17 protein-coding genes are annotated in these 18004 nt (G+C 72.1%); 9 read left to right on the plus strand and 8 right to left on the minus strand.

Going from position 1 to position 18004, the window contains the following annotated elements:
- Positions 1-34: 34 nt before the first annotated feature.
- From ACIGXP_RS27725 to ACIGXP_RS27740, 4 genes are all read right to left on the minus strand, one after another.
- Positions 35-1027, minus strand: a complete 993-nt coding sequence (locus ACIGXP_RS27725) for an Lrp/AsnC family transcriptional regulator (protein ID WP_399772716.1) — start codon at positions 1025-1027, stop codon at positions 35-37.
- A 28-nt stretch (positions 1028-1055) separates the two neighbouring features.
- The gene (locus tag ACIGXP_RS27730; RefSeq protein WP_363218234.1) at positions 1056-1511 is read right to left on the minus strand and encodes a TerB family tellurite resistance protein; all 456 of its coding nucleotides are present in this window, start codon (positions 1509-1511) and stop codon (positions 1056-1058) included.
- Positions 1512-1609: 98 nt separating this feature from the next.
- Entirely contained in the window at positions 1610-2023 is a 414-nt protein-coding gene (locus ACIGXP_RS27735; protein WP_363218233.1) for a DUF6114 domain-containing protein, read from the minus strand.
- Between the two features lie 5 nt (positions 2024-2028).
- Positions 2029-2748 carry a DUF6230 family protein gene (locus tag ACIGXP_RS27740; RefSeq protein WP_399772720.1) on the minus strand — a complete coding sequence of 240 codons (720 nt, stop codon included), beginning with the start codon at positions 2746-2748 and terminating at the stop codon, positions 2029-2031.
- A 705-nt stretch (positions 2749-3453) separates the two neighbouring features.
- Here ACIGXP_RS27740 and ACIGXP_RS27745 point away from each other — a divergent pair.
- Complete coding sequence (locus ACIGXP_RS27745) at positions 3454-4107, plus strand: Tat pathway signal sequence domain protein (protein WP_399772722.1); 654 nt, start codon at positions 3454-3456, stop codon at positions 4105-4107.
- An 18-nt stretch (positions 4108-4125) separates the two neighbouring features.
- Here the strand turns inward: ACIGXP_RS27745 and ACIGXP_RS27750 are convergent, their stop codons facing one another.
- On the minus strand, positions 4126-4968 hold the full coding sequence (locus tag ACIGXP_RS27750; RefSeq protein WP_399772725.1) for a lytic polysaccharide monooxygenase: 843 nt from the start codon (positions 4966-4968) through the stop codon (positions 4126-4128).
- 615 nt (positions 4969-5583) lie between these two features.
- Between ACIGXP_RS27750 and ACIGXP_RS27755 the strand changes: the two genes are divergently transcribed.
- Entirely contained in the window at positions 5584-6231 is a 648-nt protein-coding gene (locus ACIGXP_RS27755) for a ScbR family autoregulator-binding transcription factor (RefSeq protein WP_363218230.1), read from the plus strand.
- 22 nt (positions 6232-6253) lie between these two features.
- Positions 6254-7444 (plus strand): damage-control phosphatase ARMT1 family protein, encoded by a 1191-nt coding sequence (locus ACIGXP_RS27760; protein WP_399772727.1) that lies wholly within the window; start codon positions 6254-6256, stop codon positions 7442-7444.
- 44 nt (positions 7445-7488) lie between these two features.
- On the opposite strand, the gene ACIGXP_RS27765 is transcribed toward ACIGXP_RS27760, so the two are convergent.
- Both ACIGXP_RS27765 and ACIGXP_RS27770 read right to left on the minus strand, forming a co-directional pair.
- Positions 7489-8751 (minus strand): cytochrome P450, encoded by a 1263-nt coding sequence (locus ACIGXP_RS27765; RefSeq protein ID WP_399772731.1) that lies wholly within the window; start codon positions 8749-8751, stop codon positions 7489-7491.
- The gene (locus tag ACIGXP_RS27770) at positions 8748-8894 is read right to left on the minus strand and encodes a hypothetical protein (protein WP_399772733.1); all 147 of its coding nucleotides are present in this window, start codon (positions 8892-8894) and stop codon (positions 8748-8750) included. Before ACIGXP_RS27770 ends, ACIGXP_RS27765 begins: the two co-directional genes overlap by 4 nt.
- Positions 8895-9029: 135 nt before the next feature.
- Here ACIGXP_RS27770 and cyc2 point away from each other — a divergent pair, with 135 nt between their 5' ends.
- Positions 9030-11192 (plus strand): germacradienol/geosmin synthase Cyc2, encoded by a 2163-nt coding sequence (gene cyc2, locus ACIGXP_RS27775; protein WP_399772735.1) that lies wholly within the window; start codon positions 9030-9032, stop codon positions 11190-11192.
- Positions 11193-11306: 114 nt separating this feature from the next.
- On the plus strand, positions 11307-13181 hold the full coding sequence (gene phsA / locus ACIGXP_RS27780; RefSeq protein ID WP_399772738.1) for an O-aminophenol oxidase PhsA: 1875 nt from the start codon (positions 11307-11309) through the stop codon (positions 13179-13181).
- A gap of 45 nt (positions 13182-13226) precedes the next feature.
- Here phsA and ACIGXP_RS27785 read toward each other — a convergent pair whose 3' ends face one another.
- Positions 13227-13949 carry a hypothetical protein gene (locus ACIGXP_RS27785; protein WP_363219123.1) on the minus strand — a complete coding sequence of 241 codons (723 nt, stop codon included), beginning with the start codon at positions 13947-13949 and terminating at the stop codon, positions 13227-13229.
- Between the two features lie 88 nt (positions 13950-14037).
- Here ACIGXP_RS27785 and ACIGXP_RS27790 point away from each other — a divergent pair, with 88 nt between their 5' ends.
- The 4 genes from ACIGXP_RS27790 (at position 14038) to ACIGXP_RS27805 (ending at position 17948) form a co-directional block, all read left to right on the plus strand.
- Entirely contained in the window at positions 14038-14901 is an 864-nt protein-coding gene (locus tag ACIGXP_RS27790) for a LysR family transcriptional regulator (RefSeq protein WP_399772741.1), read from the plus strand.
- 107 nt (positions 14902-15008) lie between these two features.
- Positions 15009-15578, plus strand: a complete 570-nt coding sequence (locus tag ACIGXP_RS27795; RefSeq protein ID WP_363219125.1) for a PDZ domain-containing protein — start codon at positions 15009-15011, stop codon at positions 15576-15578.
- 224 nt (positions 15579-15802) lie between these two features.
- The gene (locus ACIGXP_RS27800; protein WP_399772745.1) at positions 15803-16930 is read left to right on the plus strand and encodes an aminopeptidase P family protein; all 1128 of its coding nucleotides are present in this window, start codon (positions 15803-15805) and stop codon (positions 16928-16930) included.
- 85 nt (positions 16931-17015) lie between these two features.
- Positions 17016-17948 (plus strand): aminoglycoside phosphotransferase family protein, encoded by a 933-nt coding sequence (locus ACIGXP_RS27805; RefSeq protein WP_399772748.1) that lies wholly within the window; start codon positions 17016-17018, stop codon positions 17946-17948.
- Positions 17949-18004 lie beyond the last annotated feature (56 nt).

The following is an 18004-nucleotide window of genomic DNA, read 5'->3' on the forward strand; positions in this document are numbered from 1 at the left end:
ACCAGCCCGCACGCACCCGCAGCCGCGCACGGCCTCACCCGGCAGGACGTCCGCGTCGTACCCGGGCCAGATCCGTCAGCACCGGACTCGCCGCTTTGAGCGTACGCAGCACCGGGCTGGTTTCCAGCGCGTCGATCTCGCGCAGCGCACCGAGCCGCCCGGTGAGGTAGCGGTGCAGGTCGGCCGGGTCGCGGCACAGCGCCTGGGAGACCAGGTTGGTGCGGCCGGTGGTCGCGGCCACGAAGGCCAGCTCGTCATGGCCGGCCAGGGCGAGGGCGACCTTGTCCTGGTCCGCCGGGCGCACCGACAGCCACAGCAGGGCCCGGGTCCGCACACCGAAGAGCCCGGCGTCCACCTCCACGTCGAAGAACAGGGCGCCCGCCGCGCGCAGTTCGGACAGCCGCCGGGCCACGGTCGCGGGCGACCAGCCGGTCACCCGGGCCAGCTCCCCCTGTCCGGTCCGCCCGTCCCGTTCCAGCGCGGCCAGCAACTCGCCGTCCTCCGGGCCCGGTTGCCGTACCGCCTCCGCGCTCTCCCGGTAGTCCAGGGCCGCCTGCTGCTGCTCGTCCAGGGCCTGGGCGCTGCGCCGCCAGTTGGCGGGGCCGCCCAGGTAGGTGTGCAGCAGACAGTGCGCGGAGACGGCGGTGATGCCGCCGGTGCGCGGGACGTCGTGCAGCAGGAGGGAGCCGGGGGAGGCGTCCTCGGCCGGGGCGTGGATCACCGCCGTGATCTCCGTGCCCCCGGAAGTCAGCTTCACCCAGGACGTGTCCGGCCGCCGCACCAGCGCCGCGGCGATGTCCTGCGCCGAGCGTGCCGTCGCCGTCAGCCGCACCAGCCACTGCGTACGGCCCGCCCGGTCCGGATCGGCGAGGCCGACCACGCGCAGCCCGGCCTCCGTGCGCAGCCGGCGGTAGCGGCGGGCCACGGTCTGCGCCGAGACCCCGAGCACCTCGGCGATCCTGCTGAACGGCGCCCGGCCGTCCAGGTGCAGGGCGTGGATGAGGGCACGGTCGAGATCGTCGAGCACGCCCCCATCCTCGCTCGTCCGGAGTCGCTCAGAGGTCGAACTCGTGCGGCGGCAGATCCAGCGTGTAGCACGCCTCGCGCACCACGGCCTGCTCCGTCTTGTCGAAGTCGCCGTCCGCGCCGCCGATCACGATGCCGATCTGGATCACGGCCCGCGCCTCGGCCGGCTTCTTCTTCGCCTTGGCTATCTCCTGCAGCACGCTGACCTTGCCGAAGGCGAAGTCGGTCGTCAGCTTGTTCAGGTTCTCCTCGAAGCGGCGCCTGAGGTCGTCCGCCGGGAAGTTCTGCAACACCTCGTTCGTCGCGATGAGCTGGGCCACCCGCTGCCGCTCCGAGGGGTCCACGGTCCCGTCGGCGGCAGCCACGAGCGCGCACATCGCCATGCTCGCATCGCGGAACGCACCGCTCTTCAGGTCGTTCTTCTTCGCCACCAACTGGGTCTGCATCTGCGACGCGGACTCCTTGATGCGGTCCCACAGAGCCATGCGCACTCCTCATGTCCACAGCCGGGTGCTGCCACGGCACACCGGCGCAACTTCTACAACACCGTAGAAACTCATGGGACGGCCGGGAAGTTCCCGCATCACCGGGCATGCGCCTGCTTGCGGCGCCTGCGGCGGCTGACGCGCGGTTCCTGGTCGGGGAGCCAGCCGAAGGTGAGGCAGCTGCCGGTGACGCCCAGCAGGAGGCCGACGAAGAAGCCGCCGAGGTTGGAGGTGACCCAGGTGCCGAGGGAGACCAGGACGCCGGTGAGGGAGTAGAACAGCCGCTGCGCGGGGTTGAAGAGGATCAGCAGGCCCAGCAGACCCAGCAGCGTCGGCAGCAGGTAGCCGGCCAGTCCCTGCATCCCGACGTGCATCACGACCTTCAGTGAGGCCTTCTCGGTGAGCAGGATCTCCCCGGAGGCCAGGGCGAGCAGCAGCCCGCCCCAGAACGGCCGACGGGCCCGCCAGCCACGGAATGCGTCCCGCGCTCCCTGACGTGGACGGCCGGTCACCGGGATCAGCAGCCCGAGTCGCTGAAACGCAGTTTCAGGCCGGGAAGCCTGAACACACCGGCTGTGGTCGCGTAGTTGGTCTGCCGCAGATTACCGATGTGGACGGTGTCGGCCTGCTGACTGAAGACGCCGATCGGTCCCTTCGCGTTCGCCTTGTTCAGTGTGCTGGCGTCGTTGCCGATCTCGATGTTCTTGAACGCCGCGTTGCCGGACAGCTCCGTGGAGTCGGTGGTGAGGTCGTGCGCGGTCACCTTGGCCGCACCGCTTCCCGCCGTGATCAGCAGGTTGGTGCCGCCGAGATCGACGCTCTGGCACAGCTTGGTGAGGGTGGCTTCCCTGATCGCGGAGGTCACCACCAGCACCTGACCGCCGCTGTCCCCGGCGTTCGGGCTGCCGTCCGCCATGTTGTCGAGGCCGCCGAACTGCTCGAAACCGGTTCCGTCGAGTTCCGTCGCGGTGACCGTGAACGGCATGCCGGAGATCGCGAACTGCACACCAAGCGCCCCCTGTGCGGTGAGCACCGCGAGACCGGCGGCGACGAGCGTGGCGGGTACCGCCATCACCGCGGCCCGGCGGGCCCGGACCCGGCCCCGTCGCTCGGTGACACCGGCGATCGCAGCCTGCGGTGCTTCGGACGGCGCGGCCTGCTGCGCCTCGGACGGTGAACCGTTTCCCGGGTTCTCGGGTGTGTTGCCGACGGACGGGACGTCCGGGGACGAGGCCATGTCTGCTCCCATGGGCATGGATCAATGCGGGTTGGGCTTCAGTGGCGCGATGTCCTGGCGCGGACAGCGACTGCCGCGTACGCCTCCTCGCGCCCCGGCGGAGCAAGGGCTTTCTCGTTACGCGGCAGTAGCCTGCGAGGAAGTTACCGCCGGTTACTTTGAAGGGTCAAGGGAGTTGTGAAAAAAGGGTGTCGGGTGTGCGCGGGGTGCGACCGCACGGCACAACTGCCCCTGAACTCCTTGACGTTGACGGTTGATCAGGTCTACAACTCTCCCTGTTTCACGGATCCGTGGCGCCGGATCCGCCGAGCGGCACCGGTCGTGTCCCCGGCGGTCTCAGCCGACCGCTCACCTCAGCCCAGGGAAACCGTTCACATCGGTGCGGCTGCGCACGTTCCCCCCTGGTCGTGCCCGGCCGCTCCCGGCTGTTGCCGGCCGTTCCCTGCCGGACCGGCCGAAGGCCTTCCCCCGGGCCTTCGGCCGGCGCCCGGGGCCCTCGGGCGTTGTCCGGGCTGCCGCCGTCGCCGGTCCGTCGCGTACGGAGAAGGCGCCACGGCCCTGCGCCGGCGGCACCGCGCACACCACCGGCACCGCGTTCATCGAGCCACGCCTAACGGCGCCACGCTTCACCGCGCCGCATTTCACGGCGCACCCGCCATCCCTCACCCACCTCACCCGGACCCCACCCAGGAAAGAGGCACCCGCATGCGCACCCGATCCCTCCTCGCCCTCGCCGGCACCGCCACCGCGCTCGCCCTCGCGGTGGCCGCTCCCGCCTCCGCCGACGGCAGCGCCGTTCTCACCACGGGCAGCGCGGGCGGCACCGCCGTGGCGACCGGCGACACCCTCACCGCGCCCCTGGCCTCCGGCACGTCCGCCACGCTCTACTCCAGCGCGACCGGTACCAGCGGCGTCAAGTGCACGTCCTCCCAGTTCACCGCCACGGTCACCGGCAACCCGGCCACCCCGGGCACGGCCACCGAGTCCGTCACCGGGCACACCTTCGACCCCAGCTCCTGCACCAGCAACGTCGCCGGTGTGACCGGCGTCAGCAGCATCACCGTCGACAACCTGCCCTACACGGCGACCGTCGCCTCCGACGGCACCCTCACCGTGTCGCCGACGAGCGGCTCCACCATCCAGACCACGGTCAAACTGCGCACCCTCCTGGGCACCATCACCTGCGTCTACCAGGCGCCCGGTCTGACCGGGAAGACCGACAACACCAACAGCAGCATCGGCTTCACCAACCAGAAGTTCACCAAGTCGTCCGGTTCGTCACTGTGTTTCGCAAACGGTTACTTCACCGCCAAGTACGCGCCCGTGACGGACGGCGGCTCCCCGGTGTACGTCAACTGACCTCGCCCAGAAGCGAGTTCAGCGGCGTCGTCGTCGTACTGTCAGGGCGGCACCCCCGGTGAGCAGCAGCACCGCGGCGGCGCCGCCCGCCAGTACGGCCGCAGAGGGGCCGGAGCCCGCACGCGTGCCCTCCGCCGCCGGCGCAGCGGTGGCGGAGGCGGAGCGAGCCGGACGTGCCGTCGTCGCCGGTGCCGTCTGCGCGTCCGCGTGCCGTGTCCCCTTCGCTTCCTTCCCGGTGAAGACCACGTCGGAACACGAGTAGTAGGTGTCCGGCGTGCTGCTGTTCTGCCAGACGGTGTACAGGATCTGACGCCCTGTCCGATCGGTCGGCAGCGTCGCATCGATGTGGTACGCCCCGTTCCGCAAGGGCGGATCGGTGACCTGAGCGAAGGGCCGCTCCGGCAGATCGGACCACGTAAGCGGTTTCTGCGGGTCGTAACCGGGCTTGGTGAGGTACAGCCTGAACGTCCCCGTGTGCGCGATCGTCGAGGCGTACGTCATCGTCAGTCTGCCGCCGGGCGTCAGCCGGGTCGCCGGCCAGTCCGGCCGGGCCAGGTCGAGGCCCCGGTACGCCGGCAGGTTCCCGCTGCACAGTCTGCCGTCCGGAACCACCTGCCGGTCACGGCCGTTCACCCCTGCCACGCGCAGGTTGTCCCACGCCGTGAACGGAGCGCCGTTCGCCGCGACCGCCGCCCGGCAGGCCGCCGAGCGGGTGGCGTCGCCGCCCTCGGGGGAACAGGCGTAGACCCGGCTGACCGGGTCCGTGGGGGCTCCGTGCGCCTGGGCAGGCCCCGCCGCCCACGACAGGAGCAGAAGCGGGGCCGCAGCGGCGGCCGCCGCGACGCTCAGGCGGGCGGTCATCCGGGTCACCCGAGTCATCCGCATCATCCGAATCATTCCGGGACGTCTCCTCGGCTGTGCGGGAACGGGATCTGCGGTGTCCAGTACGGCGGAGGCGGCCCGTGCGTTCAGCCGGATCAGTCGCGTCGGTCACCTGTGAACCGGCGCATCTGTGAACCGGCGAACCGGCGCACAGGTGATCCGCGGATCAGCGCATCCCTGATAGCGGGACCGGCGCATCGCCACCCTCCGAACCGGCGCATCGACACACTCTCCGGACCGGCGCATCGGTGGGCCAGGGGCGCGAAAGCACCGACCGGTTGGGATGTTTCGCGCCTGCTTCCAGTCCCCGTTGAGGAGCCGACCGTCGGCCTCGTATCGTGGCGATCATGGGTCCGGCACCCCGCCGTCCCGCGGCTGCCGAGGGCAGCCGGGAAACGAAGGGGAGGAGCTGTTCTGGTCTCGTCCGTCCACGGACCGCCGAAGAACCGTCCGCTGCCGGATCCGCCGGTGACACGTGTCGCGCCCCCGGCCCGTACCCCGGACTCCCGCTGCTCATGGGTGAGTTATCGTGTGCAAGGGGCTAAAAACAAACCGCATGTCCCGTTCGTTCGAGTCGCGAGGAGGGGGTCCAGGATGGCGAGGCAGTTACGCGCCGAGCAGACCCGGGCAACGATCATCACGGCCGCCGCCGATCTGTTCGACCGGCACGGCTACGAGTCCACCAGCCTGAGCGACATCGTCGCACACGCGAAGGTCACCAAGGGTGCGCTGTACTTCCACTTCGCCGCCAAGGAGGACCTCGCCCACGCCATACTCGAACTCAATGCCAGAGCCGCGCAGAAGCTCGTCGCCGAGGTCGAAAGCCGTGGCCACTCCTCGCTGGAGGCCCTGATGCGCACCACCTTCGGGGTCGCCCGGCTCGCCGTGGAGGATCCGGTGCCGCGCGCCGCGCTGCGTCTCGCCACCGCCGACGTCGCCGTACGGCCGCCGCTGCGGCACCCGTTCACCGAGTGGCTGGACTTCGCGACCCGGAAGTTCACCGCGGCCGTCAGGGAGGCCGATGTGCACAGCGATCTCGACGTCGGTGTCGTCGCGCACTCCCTCGTCTTCTTCTTCGTCGGCACCCGGGTCGCCGGCCGCTCGCTCGAACCGGTGGCACGGCTTCCGCGCCGGGTCGCCGAGATGTGGCACCTCCTGATCCGGGGCCTGGTCCCGGTGCACCGCCGCCCCCGCTACGTCACCCTCGCCACGCAGCTGGAGCGGGAGATCAGAACCGCCTGACGCCCGCGATACCGTGAGGGACATGCCCGACACCCCGTTCGCACCCGTGATCCTCGGCAACGAACCCGGCTCGTTCCCGCACAGCGTGCTGGCCGAGCGCCACCCCGCGATCATCCGGCAGGTGCGGGACGCCTTCCCGTACGGCCCCGGGCAGCACCAGGCTCTCGACGAGCTGCTGAAGAGCTGCACACAGGGGACGGTCGAGCCGCTGCCCGCCGATGCCCCGGACGGGGACCGGTGGCAGGAGTGGGGCCTGTCCGGCTGCGCCGGACGCTCCTGGTACGACGTGCCGTGGCTGTGGTCCGAGAGCTACTTCTACCGCCGGCTGCTCGACGCCGTCGGCTGGTTCGGCCCCGGCGCCTGGCAGGGCATCGACCCCTTCCGCCCGTTCAAACGCGCCGAACTCGACGCACCGGAGACCGACGAGGAACTGGCCGCGCTGGACGTCCTGCCCGGCCTGCCCGAGCAGGAGCGGGCGCGCGCCCTGCTGTACGGCTCACTGTGGGGCAACCGCGCCGACCTCGGCTTCCGGCTCTCCGTCGAGGGTGCCGAGGGCGCCGAGGCCCGGGACCAGGCCCCCGCACTGGTCGCCGACGACAGCGCGGCCCTGTGGTCGCTGCTGCCGCCCGGCGGCACGGCCACGCTCGTCCTGGTCGCCGACAACGCCGGCCGCGAACTCGTCCCGGACCTGCTGCTGATCGCCCACCTCCTGGCCGAGGGCCGGGCGGCGCGGGCGGTGCTGCACGTCAAGCCGTACCCGTACTACGTGTCCGACGCCACGACCGCCGACGTCGTCGACGCGCTGCACCGGCTGCGCACCGCCTCCGGCGCGGCCGTCGAGTACGCGCGCGTGCTCTGGTCGGCGATGGCCGACGGCCGCCTCACCGTGCGCGCCCACCCGTTCTCCTGTGCACCGCTGCCGTATGCGGAGATGCCGGACGACCTGCGCGCCGAGTTCGCCGCGGCCACGCTGACCGTCTTCAAGGGCGATCTCAACTACCGCCGCCTGGTGGGCGACCGGCTGTGGCCGCCGACCACGCCCTTCCAGGAGACGACCGCCTACTTCCCCGGTCCGGTCGCCGCGCTGCGCACCCTGAAGTCCGACGTGATCACCGGCCTGTCCGCGGGGACCGAAGCCGCGCTGGTGGCGACCGAGGGCCGACGCTGGCGCACCAGTGGCACGCACGCGCTGATCCAGGTCGACCTGACCTGACCGCCGACCTCCACGTGGCCGTCGACGCCACGTGGCGGTCGAGTTCAAGTGATCTGCAGCGGCAGTGACTTGATGCCGTTGATGAAGTTGGACACGAGCCGTCGGGGCGGTCCGGCGAGCCGCGGCTCGGGAAGTGCGCTCAGTGCCTCCTCGTAGAGCAGCCGTAGCTGAAGCCGGGCGAAGTGGGCGCCCAGGCACACATGCGGGCCGTCGCCGAAGGACACATGAGGGTTGGGTGAGCGGGCCAGGTCGAGCCGGGCGGGGTCGGTGAAGACCCGCTCGTCCCGGTTGGCCGAGGCGTGGAAGACGACGATCTTGTCACCGGCCGGGATCCGTCGCCCCGCCAGCTCGGTGTCCCGGACCGCGGTCCGCCGGAAGGTCAGCACGGGCGGATGCCAGCGCAGCAACTCCTCGACGGCCATGGGCAGTTCGGCTTTTCCTGCGCGCAGTGACCGGTAGGCCTCCGGGTGTTCCGCCAGCGCCAGCAGCCCGCCGGGGGCCGCGCTGCGCACGGTGTCGTTGCCGGCGACGGTGAGCAGGAAGAAGAACATCCCCAGCTCGGCGTCGGTGAGTTCGGCGTCGGCGGCGAGGGTGGTCATGACATCGTCCGCCGGGTGACGCCGTTTGTGCGCTGCCAGGTGACGCGCATAGCCGAACATGTCCTTCAGCATCGCCGGGGAGCGCGGGTTGACCGGCTTGCCCGCCTCGTCCAGCACCGGAGGACCGGCCTCGTCCGGGTCCTGGTAGCCGATGACCCGCTGTGTCCAGTGCAGCAGCAGCCGCCGGTCGCTGTCCGGGACGCCCAGCAGATCCGCCAGGTTGAGCAGGGCGTACTCGTCGGTGACGGAGGCCACCAGGTCGACCGTGCCGTTCCCTTCCCGCGCGCGCCGAAGGGCACCGGCGAGCAGGGTGCGCGCCCGGTCCCGGGCGAGCGACGCGAACCGGTCGACCCGGCCCGGTGTGAACGCCCGGCTCACCAGCCGACGCAGTCGGCCGTGCTCGGGCGGATCCTGATTGAGCATCATGCTGCGGAGGAACGGCAGGTCTTCCGGGTCGGGGTCGCGGATCTGGGTCGCGCCGAGGTGGGAGGAGTACGTCGTGGCGTCCTTCAGCACCCGGACGACGTCCGCATGCCGGGTCACCGCCCAGAACCCCGGCCCGGCCGGCCAGCCCAGCACCTCCGGCTCCTCCTGCCGGGCGACCGGATGGTGATCCCGCAGCACGCGGTAGTCGTCATGGGGCACACCGGACGCGTACCGGCGCGGATCGAACACATCGGGCACCGCCGGCACCTCGCCCACCCTCACACCGCCCCGCCGATGGAGTGCCCGACCACCGGGAACCGTTCCCGGCCCGCGTACGCGGACCGGTCGGCGAACCGGCCGTGCACGGCGAGCACCTCGTGGGCGCCGGCGCCGTGCACCTCATGGGGCAGCACGAAGGAGGTCATGCGCCCACCGTGGCCCGAGCGCGAAGGCACGGCAAGAGGGCCGGCCGGGGGGCGTTCCGCGGGCCGTTCACGCGATGGTGTGATCATGTCCCGGGCGGCGGATGGGTGTGGGGGACCACGGGTAGGGCCCCGGCCATGACGCAGCCGTTCGAACTCCCGCGCTTCTACATGCCGTATCCCGCGCGGCTCAACCCGCACCTCGACGAGGCGCGCGCCCACTCCACCCAGTGGGCACGCGAGATGGGCATGCTGGAAGGTTCCGGCATCTGGGAGCAGGCCGACCTGGAGGCGCACGACTACGGACTCCTGTGTGCCTACACCCACCCCGACTGCGACGGACCGGCCCTCTCACTGATCACCGACTGGTACGTGTGGGTGTTCTTCTTCGACGACCACTTCCTCGACATGTACAAGCGCACCCAGGACCGCGCCGCCGGGAAGGCCCACCTGGACCGCCTGCCGTTGTTCATGCCGCTCGACCTGTCGACTCCCGTGCCCGAGCCGGAGAATCCCGTCGAGGCGGGCCTGAAGGACCTGTGGGCGCGCACGGTTCCGAGCATGTCCGCGGACTGGCGCCGCCGCTTCTCCGTGGCCACCGAGCACCTCCTCAACGAGTCGATGTGGGAGCTGTCGAACATCAACGAGGGGCGGATCGCCAACCCCGTCGAGTACATCGAGATGCGCCGCAAGGTGGGCGGCGCCCCCTGGTCGGCCGGGCTCGTGGAGTACGCGACCGCGGAGGTGCCGGCCGCCGTCGCCGGCACCCGGCCGCTGCGCGTCCTGATGGAGACCTTCTCCGACGCCGTCCACCTGCGCAACGACCTCTTCTCCTACCAGCGCGAGGTGGAGGAGGAGGGCGAGAACAGCAACGGCGTGCTCGTCCTGGAGACCTTCTTCGGCTGTACGACCCAGGAGGCGGCCGAGACCGTCAACGACATCCTCACCTCGCGCCTGCACCAGTTCGAGCACACCGCGCTCACCGAAGTCCCCGCCGTCGCCGTGGAGATGGGCCTCGGCCCGGCCGAGGCGGCAGCGATCGCCGCCTACACCAAGGGACTTCAGGACTGGCAGTCCGGCGGGCAGGAATGGCACATGCGCTCCAGCCGCTACATGAACAAGAGCGCGCGCTCCGGCTCGCCCTGGCAGCTGCCGAGCGGCCCGGGCACCTCGGCCGCCGACGTGGGCGCGCTCCTCGCCTCGGCCGCCCAGGAGCGCCTGCGCGCCTACACCCACGTGCCCCACCAGAAGGTCGGCCCCTCCCTGCTGCCCGAGTTCCGCATGCCCTACCGGCTGGAGCTGAGCCCCCACCTCGACGCCGCCCGCCGCCGTCTCGTCGCCTGGTCGCACCGCATGGGCATCCTGGAGGAGGGCGTCTGGGACGAGGACAGACTCGCCGCCTCGGACCCCGCGCTGTGCTCCGCAGGCCTCGACCCGGACGCCGCCCCGGAGGCCCTCGACCTCAGCGCCCAGTGGATCGCCTGGGGCACGTACGGCGACGACTACTACCCGCTGGTGTACGGCCACCGCCGGGACCTGGCCGGTGCCCGTCTGGCCACGGCCCGGCTGTCGCAGTGCATGCCCGTCGAGGGCGAGCCGGCCCTCGTCCCGGCCGACGCGATGGAGCGGGGGCTCACCGACCTGTGGGCGCGTACGACGGCCGGTATGACCGCCGACGAGCGGCGCACCCTGAAGGCCTCCGTGGACATGATGACCGAGAGCTGGGTGTGGGAGCTGTCCAACCAGCTCCAGAACCGCATCCCCGACCCGGTCGACTACCTGGAGATGCGGCGCGCCACGTTCGGCTCCGACCTCACCCTGAACCTGTGCCGGATGGGCCACGGCCCCGCCGTCCCGCCGGAGATGTACCGCAGCGGCCCGGTGCGCTCGCTGGAGAACGCCGCCTTCGACTACGCCTGCCTGCTCAACGACATCTTCTCGTACCAGAAGGAGATCGAGTACGAGGGTGAGATCCACAACGCCGTCCTGGTGGTGCAGAACTTCTTCGGTGTCGACCATTCGACGGCGCTCGGTGTCGTACACGACCTGACGACCCAGCGCATGGAGCAGTTCGAACACGTCATCGCGCACGAACTGCCCGTGCTGTACGACGATTTCGCACTGCCGGAGCAGGCGCGTGCCGCCATGGACGGCTATGTGCACGATCTGCAGAACTGGCTGGCGGGGATCCTGCACTGGCACCGCGAGGTCGACCGCTACAAGGCCGAGTGGCTGGGCCGCCGGTCGCACGGTTTCCTGCCCGACCGCGCACCCGCCGTACCGGCCCTGTCGCTCGGCTGACGGTCGCGGAATCTTCGCGTACGGAACGGGGCATTCTGGGAACTTCGGTGAGCCCTCGGGAGTCTTGTGAAGTAAGGGGAACAACAGACGACGAACACACGGGGGTGTTCGACCTTGACCGAGATCGTCGACAGGCTCATCGAGGAGACGGCGGGGGACCGGGCTCCGGCGGCGGACGAACTGGTGCCCTACACCGCGCGGTTGACCGTCCCGCCGGTCCTGCGCCCCGCCGCGGACGACGTCCTGCGCGAGACCGAGATCGCGGTGCGCCCGACCTGGGTGCGCCTGCACCCGCAGTTGCCGCCGACCCTGATGTGGGGGTACGACGGCCAGGTGCCCGGCCCGACCATCGAGGTGCGGCGCGGACAGCGCGTCCGCATCGCCTGGACCAACCGCATACCGAAGGACGGCGAGTATCCGGTCACCTCCGTCGAGGTGCCCGCCCGCGCGCCCGGCACCCCGCCCGCCTCCACCGAGCCGGGCCGCGAGGGCGCCGAGCCGAACAAGGACGTCGCCGCCCTGCCCGCCTGGACGGTGACCCATCTGCACGGCGCCCAGACGGGCGGTGGCAACGACGGCTGGGCGGACAACGCCGTCGGGTACGGCGACGCCCAGCTGTCGGAGTATCCGAACGACCACCAGGCGGTGCAGTGGTGGTACCACGACCACGCCATGAACATCACCCGGTGGAACGTGATGACGGGCCTGTACGGCACCTACCTCGTCCGTGACGACGAGGAGGACGCCCTTCACCTGCCGTCCGGGGAGCGGGAGATCCCGCTGCTGATCGCCGACCGCAACCTCGACACCGACGAGGACGGCCGCCTCAACGGCCGGCTGCTGCACAAGACGGTGATCGTCCAGCAGAGCAATCCGGAGACCGGAAGGCCCGTCTCGATCCCGTTCACCGGCCCCTACACCACGGTCAACGGCCGCATCTGGCCGTACACCGAGGTGGACGCCGCCTGGTACCGCTTCCGGCTGGTCAACGCGTCGAACGCGCGCATCTTCGAACTCGTCCTGACCGACGAGGACGGCAATCCGGTGCCGGGGGTCGTGCACCAGATAGGCAGCGACGGCGGACTGCTGCCGCGCCCGGTGCCGATCGACTTCGACGGGGACCTGCCCACGCTGACCGCCGCGCCGGCCGAGCGCTTCGACCTGCTGGTCGACTTCCGCGCGCTGGCGGGCCGGACCCTGCGGCTGGTGAACAAGGGCCGCAACCAGCCGGCGGGCGTGCCCGACCCGGCCGGCGACGTGCGCTACCCGGCGGTGCTGGAGTTCCGGGTCCGCGAGACGTGCGAGGAGGACACCTTCGAACTGCCCGAAGTGCTCTCCGGCTCCTTCCGCCGCCTCACCCACGACCTCCCGCACGGCCACCGTCTGGTCCTGCTCACCCCACCCGCCACCAAGGGCGCCGGCGGCCACCCGGAGATCTGGGAGATGACCGAGGTCGAGGACCCGAGCGGCCTCACGCTCCCGGCCGACGGCATCGTCCAGGTCACCGGGCCCGACGGCACCACGAAGACGTACCGGCGCACCTCCCGTACGTTCAACGACGCCCTCGGCTTCACCATCGCCGAGGGCGGCTACGAACAGTGGAGCTTCCTCAACCTCGCGCCCATCGTCCACCCCATGCACATCCATCTGGCCGACTTCCAGCTGCTCGGCCGGGACGCCTACGACGTCTCGGGCTTCGACCCGGCCGTCGGCGGCACCCGCACTCCGCTGCGGTACGACACCGGCCGGGCGATCCCGCTCGCGCCCAACGAGCGGGGCCACAAGGACGTCTTCCGGGTGCCCGGGAGCCAGATGCTGCGGGTCATGGGCCGCTTCGACGGGGCGTACGGCCGGTTCATGTACCACTGCCATCTGCTGGAGCACGAGGACATGGGCATGATGCGGCCCTTCGTCGTGATGCCGCCCGAGGCCATGAAGTTCGACCACGGCGGTGCCCACGGCGGCCACGGCGAGGGCCACCCGGGCTGAGCCACGGCACCCGCCCCGGAAGGTGCAGCCGCGGGGCGGTCGGGGTCACGCCGGTCGGTCGAGCCCGGACGCCGCGTGCTCGACCGCGGCTTGTGCCAGCGCCCGGATCACCGGGTGCGGGCGCGAGCCGTCCCCGGCCAGCTCGGGCTGGAACAGGGAGGCCAGGAAGAAGGGGTGGCCCGGCAGTTCGGCGACCCGCACCTGGCCGTCCTCGTCGTGTCCGGAGAACCGCAGCCCGTGGGCGCGGAGCGTGTCGAGGTGCCGGGAGGGGCCGTAGGAGCAGAAGTATCGCTCGACCGTGCGCGGCGAGCCGATCACGGACTCCGCCAGCGAGCCCGGTTCGATCGTCACCGCCGCCTCGTGGCCCACCAGCGAGCAGGCCAGCGGCTCGATGAGCAGATCCGTGGCGTCCGGGTCGTTCTCGGCGTGCGCGACCCCGGTCAGACCGCAGACGTTGCGGGCGAACTCCAGCAGCGCGTGCTGGAAGCCGCCGCACGTGCCGAGAAACGGAATGCCCTCCTCACGTGCGGTGCGCACGGCCGCGAGGACACCCGCCTCGCTGCGGTACGGGCTGCCCGGCAGCACCCACACGGCGTCGAACCCCCGGACCGCGCCCTCGGCCTCGGCGTCCTCGGAGGGAATCCAGTACGCGTCCAGGACCAGCCGGTCGCGTGCGGCCAGGGCGTCCAGCAGCAGCGGCACGCGCGTGTGGGAAACGACATGGGGGGACCGGTCGCCGACGAGGGCGATGGTGGCGGTGTTCGTCATGGCCCTCATCCTCGGCTCGCCCATGACTTCACGTCCAACGATGATTACTGGACCATCGATAAGCAACGCTGATGAGACCCTGGGCCGTATGGACCCGCATCTGCTGCGCACATACGTCACCGTGGCCCGCCTCGCCTCCTTCTCGGAGGCCGCCCGCGAGCTGGGCTACACCCAGTCCGCCGTCTCCCAGCAGATCGCCGCGCTGGAACAGGACCTGGACGCGCCTTTGCTGACCCGGCGGCCCGTCGTGCCCACCGCGGCCGGGGAGCGGCTGCTGGAGCATGCGGGCCCGTTGCTGCTGCGCCTGGACGCGGCGCGTGCCGACGTCGTCCGCATGGCCGCCGCGCCCCAGCAGGGGCTGACCCTCGCCACCACCCCGACCGCGCTCGGCGCCGGCGTCCTCGCCGCCCTGCCGCCGGTCGGCGTCACCCTGCGCGTCCTGCCCCGCGCGGAGATCCCGGCCGCCGTCGCCACCGGCACGGCCGACCTCGGCCTGGTCGACGGGCTGGCCGCACCGAGCGATCCGCTGCGACTGCCGGACGTGGCGCCGCTGACCACGCACGGCGTCGCCGAGGAACCCGTCAGCGTCCTGCTGCCCGCCGGGCACCCCCTCGCCGCCCGGACCGGCCTGCGCCTGGCCGACCTGGCCGACGCCCGGTGGCTCGACGCGCCCGACGCGACCCTCCCGCTGGACCACCTGCGCGCCGCGACCGGCGGCGCCTTCCGCCCGGCCCTGCGCTACGAGGGCACCGACCTGCGCACCCTCACCGCCCTCGCCGCCGCCGGACACGGCCTCACCCTGCTGCCGCACCGGGCCGCCACCGCCGTACCCGGCACGGTCGCCGTCCCGCTCACCGCGCCCCGGCTGGTCCACCGCACCGAACTCGTCCACGGCGGAAGTCCGCGGGGAGCGGCGGCGCAGATGGTGCGGAAGCTGGTGGGAGCGGCGTGAGGACTGTGTGATGGCTACCCTCCGCCACCCTCCGGCCAGTCTCACTCGTTCGTGTCTCGTCGCGGCCCGCTGCCCCGGGTAGAGCACCAGCCGGAGGCGAGCGAACCATGGAACAGACTGCGTTGCGTCCCAAGCCGATGCCCGGTCAGGATCCGCGGCAGGGCGGCGGCACCCCCGGCCCGGCCCACCGCCCGCACGCCGCGCGCCGGCGCGGACGGCGGCTGCGGACCGTGCTGTTCGGCCTGTGCACCGGCACCCTGCTGGTGCTGTCCGGCGTCGGCATCGGCACGGTCGGCGCCGCGGTGATCGGCATGAGCAGGCTCGCGGAGCAGCAGCGCCAGGCCCCGCCGCCCAGGCCGCCGGCCCGCTCCACCCCCGCCGCGACCCCGACCCCCGCTCCGGCCGCCGCACCCGTGGCGATCCTGGGCGTCGAGGCCGTCGACGCCGAGAAGGCGGGCGCAGTGGTCGTGGGCGTGCACGTGCCCGGCCCCGGCTATGCGGCCGGACTGATTCGCGGGGACGTCCTGCTGCAGTTCGGCTCCACCCGCGTGGACACCGCCGCCGACCTCGCCCGGGCCGTCGCCCGTGCCCGGCCCGGCAAGCCGGTGCTCCTCACCGTGCGTCACAGCCGCGGCGGGTACCAGCAGTTGACGGTCCTGCCGGGACTGGTGATCTGAGCCGGGCCGGTGCCGGCCCCCGCCTCACACTCCCTCGGTCACTCCGGGAATCTCGCTGGTCACCTTCCGCACCGCGGGCCATGATGGCCCCATGCCGAGTCCCTTCCGCGCCCAGCGTGCCCCGCGTGGAGCACCGGCGATCGGCTCGCGTGACCCTGTCCGGCCGGGCAGGATGCTGCCCGAGACGCCCTCGCCCGTTTCCCCACCCGCGCCCGGAGGCCCGGATGACCGGTAGTACGCCCGCGCCCTTCACCGCCGCCGACTACAGGGCCCGCATGGAGCGCGCCGCGCGCTCCGCGGCCGACGCCGGCCTCGCGGGGCTGCTCGTGGCACCGGGACCGGACATGGTCTGGCTCACCGGCTACACACCCACCGCCGTCACCGAACGGCTCACCGCGCTGGTCCTCGTCCCCGGCCGGGATCCCGTGCTCGTCGTGCCGACCCTGGAGGCCCCGGACGCCGAGCACGCGGCCGGCGCGTCCGCGCTCACCCTGCGCGACTGGACCGACGGCAAGGACCCCTACGCCGTCACCGCCGCGCTCCTCGACGACCACGGCCGGTTCGGCATCAGCGACAACACCTGGGCCCTGCACCTGCTGGGCCTGCAGCGAGCCCTGCCCGACACCTCCTACGCCGCTCTCACCGACGCCCTCCCCATGCTGCGCGCCGTAAAGGACGCCGCGGAACTGGAACTCCTCGCCGCCGCCGGAGCGGCTGCCGATGCAACGTTCGAGGAGATCCGCAAAGTTCCCTTCGCCGGCCGCCGCGAGTCCGAGGTCGGCCATGACCTCGCCGGCCTGTTGCGCCGCTTCGGGCACGAGCAGGTCGACTTCACCATCGTCGGCTCGGGCCCCAACGGCGCCAACCCGCACCACGAGGTCGGCGACCGCGTCATCCAGCACGGCGACATGGTCGTCCTGGACTTCGGCGGCCTGAAGGACGGCTACGGCTCCGACACCACCCGCACGGTCCACGTCGGCGAGCCCACCGAGGAGGAGCGCCGGGTGCACGACATCGTGCGCGAGGCCCAGGAGGCGGGATACCGGGCCGTACGGCCGGGTGCGGCCTGCCAGGAGGTCGACCGGGCCGCCCGCGCGGTGATCACCGAGGCCGGGTACGGCGCGTACTTCATCCACCGCACCGGGCACGGCATCGGCGTCACCACGCACGAGCCGCCGTACATGATCGAGGGCGAGGAGCAGCCCCTCGTGCCCGGCATGTGCTTCTCCGTGGAGCCCGGCATCTACCTGCCCGGACGTTTCGGGGTGCGCATCGAGGACATCGTCACGGTGACCGAGGACGGCGCGCGCCGCCTCAACAACACCACGCGTGACATGGTCATAGTGGACTGAGAGACCACGAGCGAGCGAACCAGGGGACCACACCCTCGACGGCATCCAGGACATCCGGACATCCAGGAACGGCGACGCGCGACCCATGACCCACGCACCGACACCCACCGCGGACACCGTCCGCAGACTGGTCCGTTCGCTGCTCAAGGAGGGCGGCAACGGCACCGAGGGACCCGATGTGCGGCCCGTGACGGAGGGCCGTACGCACACGTGGTGGGTCGGCACCCGCCATGTGCTGCGCCTCGCACCCGACCGCGAGACCTCCGCCGGCCGCCGCCGCGAACTGCGCCTGCGCGACCTGGTCCGCCCGCACGTGCCCGTCGCCGTCCCCACCAGCGTCGCGCACGGCGACTGGGCGCCCGGCCTCGCCTACACCCTGGACACCAAGGTGCCCGGCGGTACGGCCGACGAGCACGACGTCTCCGCCGTCGGCGAGGCCGACCTCGCCGGGCTTCTCGCCGGGCTGCGGGCGGTGCCGGTACGGCAGGCCGAGGCGCTCGGCGTGTCGCGCACCGCCCCGCGCTCCCTGGAGGCGCTGCGCCGCATCGCCGTACACGCGGCCGAACGACTGGCCGCCGCCGACGAGTTCGACGCCGCCCGGCTGCACCAGCTGACCCCGCCCGGCGCGGCCCAGCTCACCGCGCAGCCCGGCACCGCGGTCCTCACCCACCACGGCCTGACCGGCGAGCACGTGGTGGTCAGTGCCGACGGGCGGGTCCGCGGCATCCTGGACTGGACCCGGGCGGCCTGGGGCGACCCCGCCGAGGACATCGCCGGGCTCGCCGTCGCCGTCGGCTCCCCGGCGGCCGTCCGCGCCGCCACCCTGGCCGGCTACGGCGCCCGCCCCTGTCTGCGCGGCCTGTGGCTCGCCCGCTGCGACACGGTCATCCGGCTCGCCGACCATCTGGAAGGCCGTGCGGCCGGCTCCCCCGCGCTGCTCCGGACGCAGCTGCGGCGGGCCTGGGAGCCGATCCTGCTGGAGCGGTTGTCGGACTTCAAGGAGGAGCCGGAGCCGTAGCGCGCCCCGGAGGTGCGCGGGGCCGTATCGACATGCGGCTCCACCGCGTGCGCGCG

Origin of the sequence: Streptomyces sp. NPDC053069 (assembly GCF_044546895.1) — a bacterium.
GTDB lineage: Bacteria > Actinomycetota > Actinomycetes > Streptomycetales > Streptomycetaceae > Streptomyces.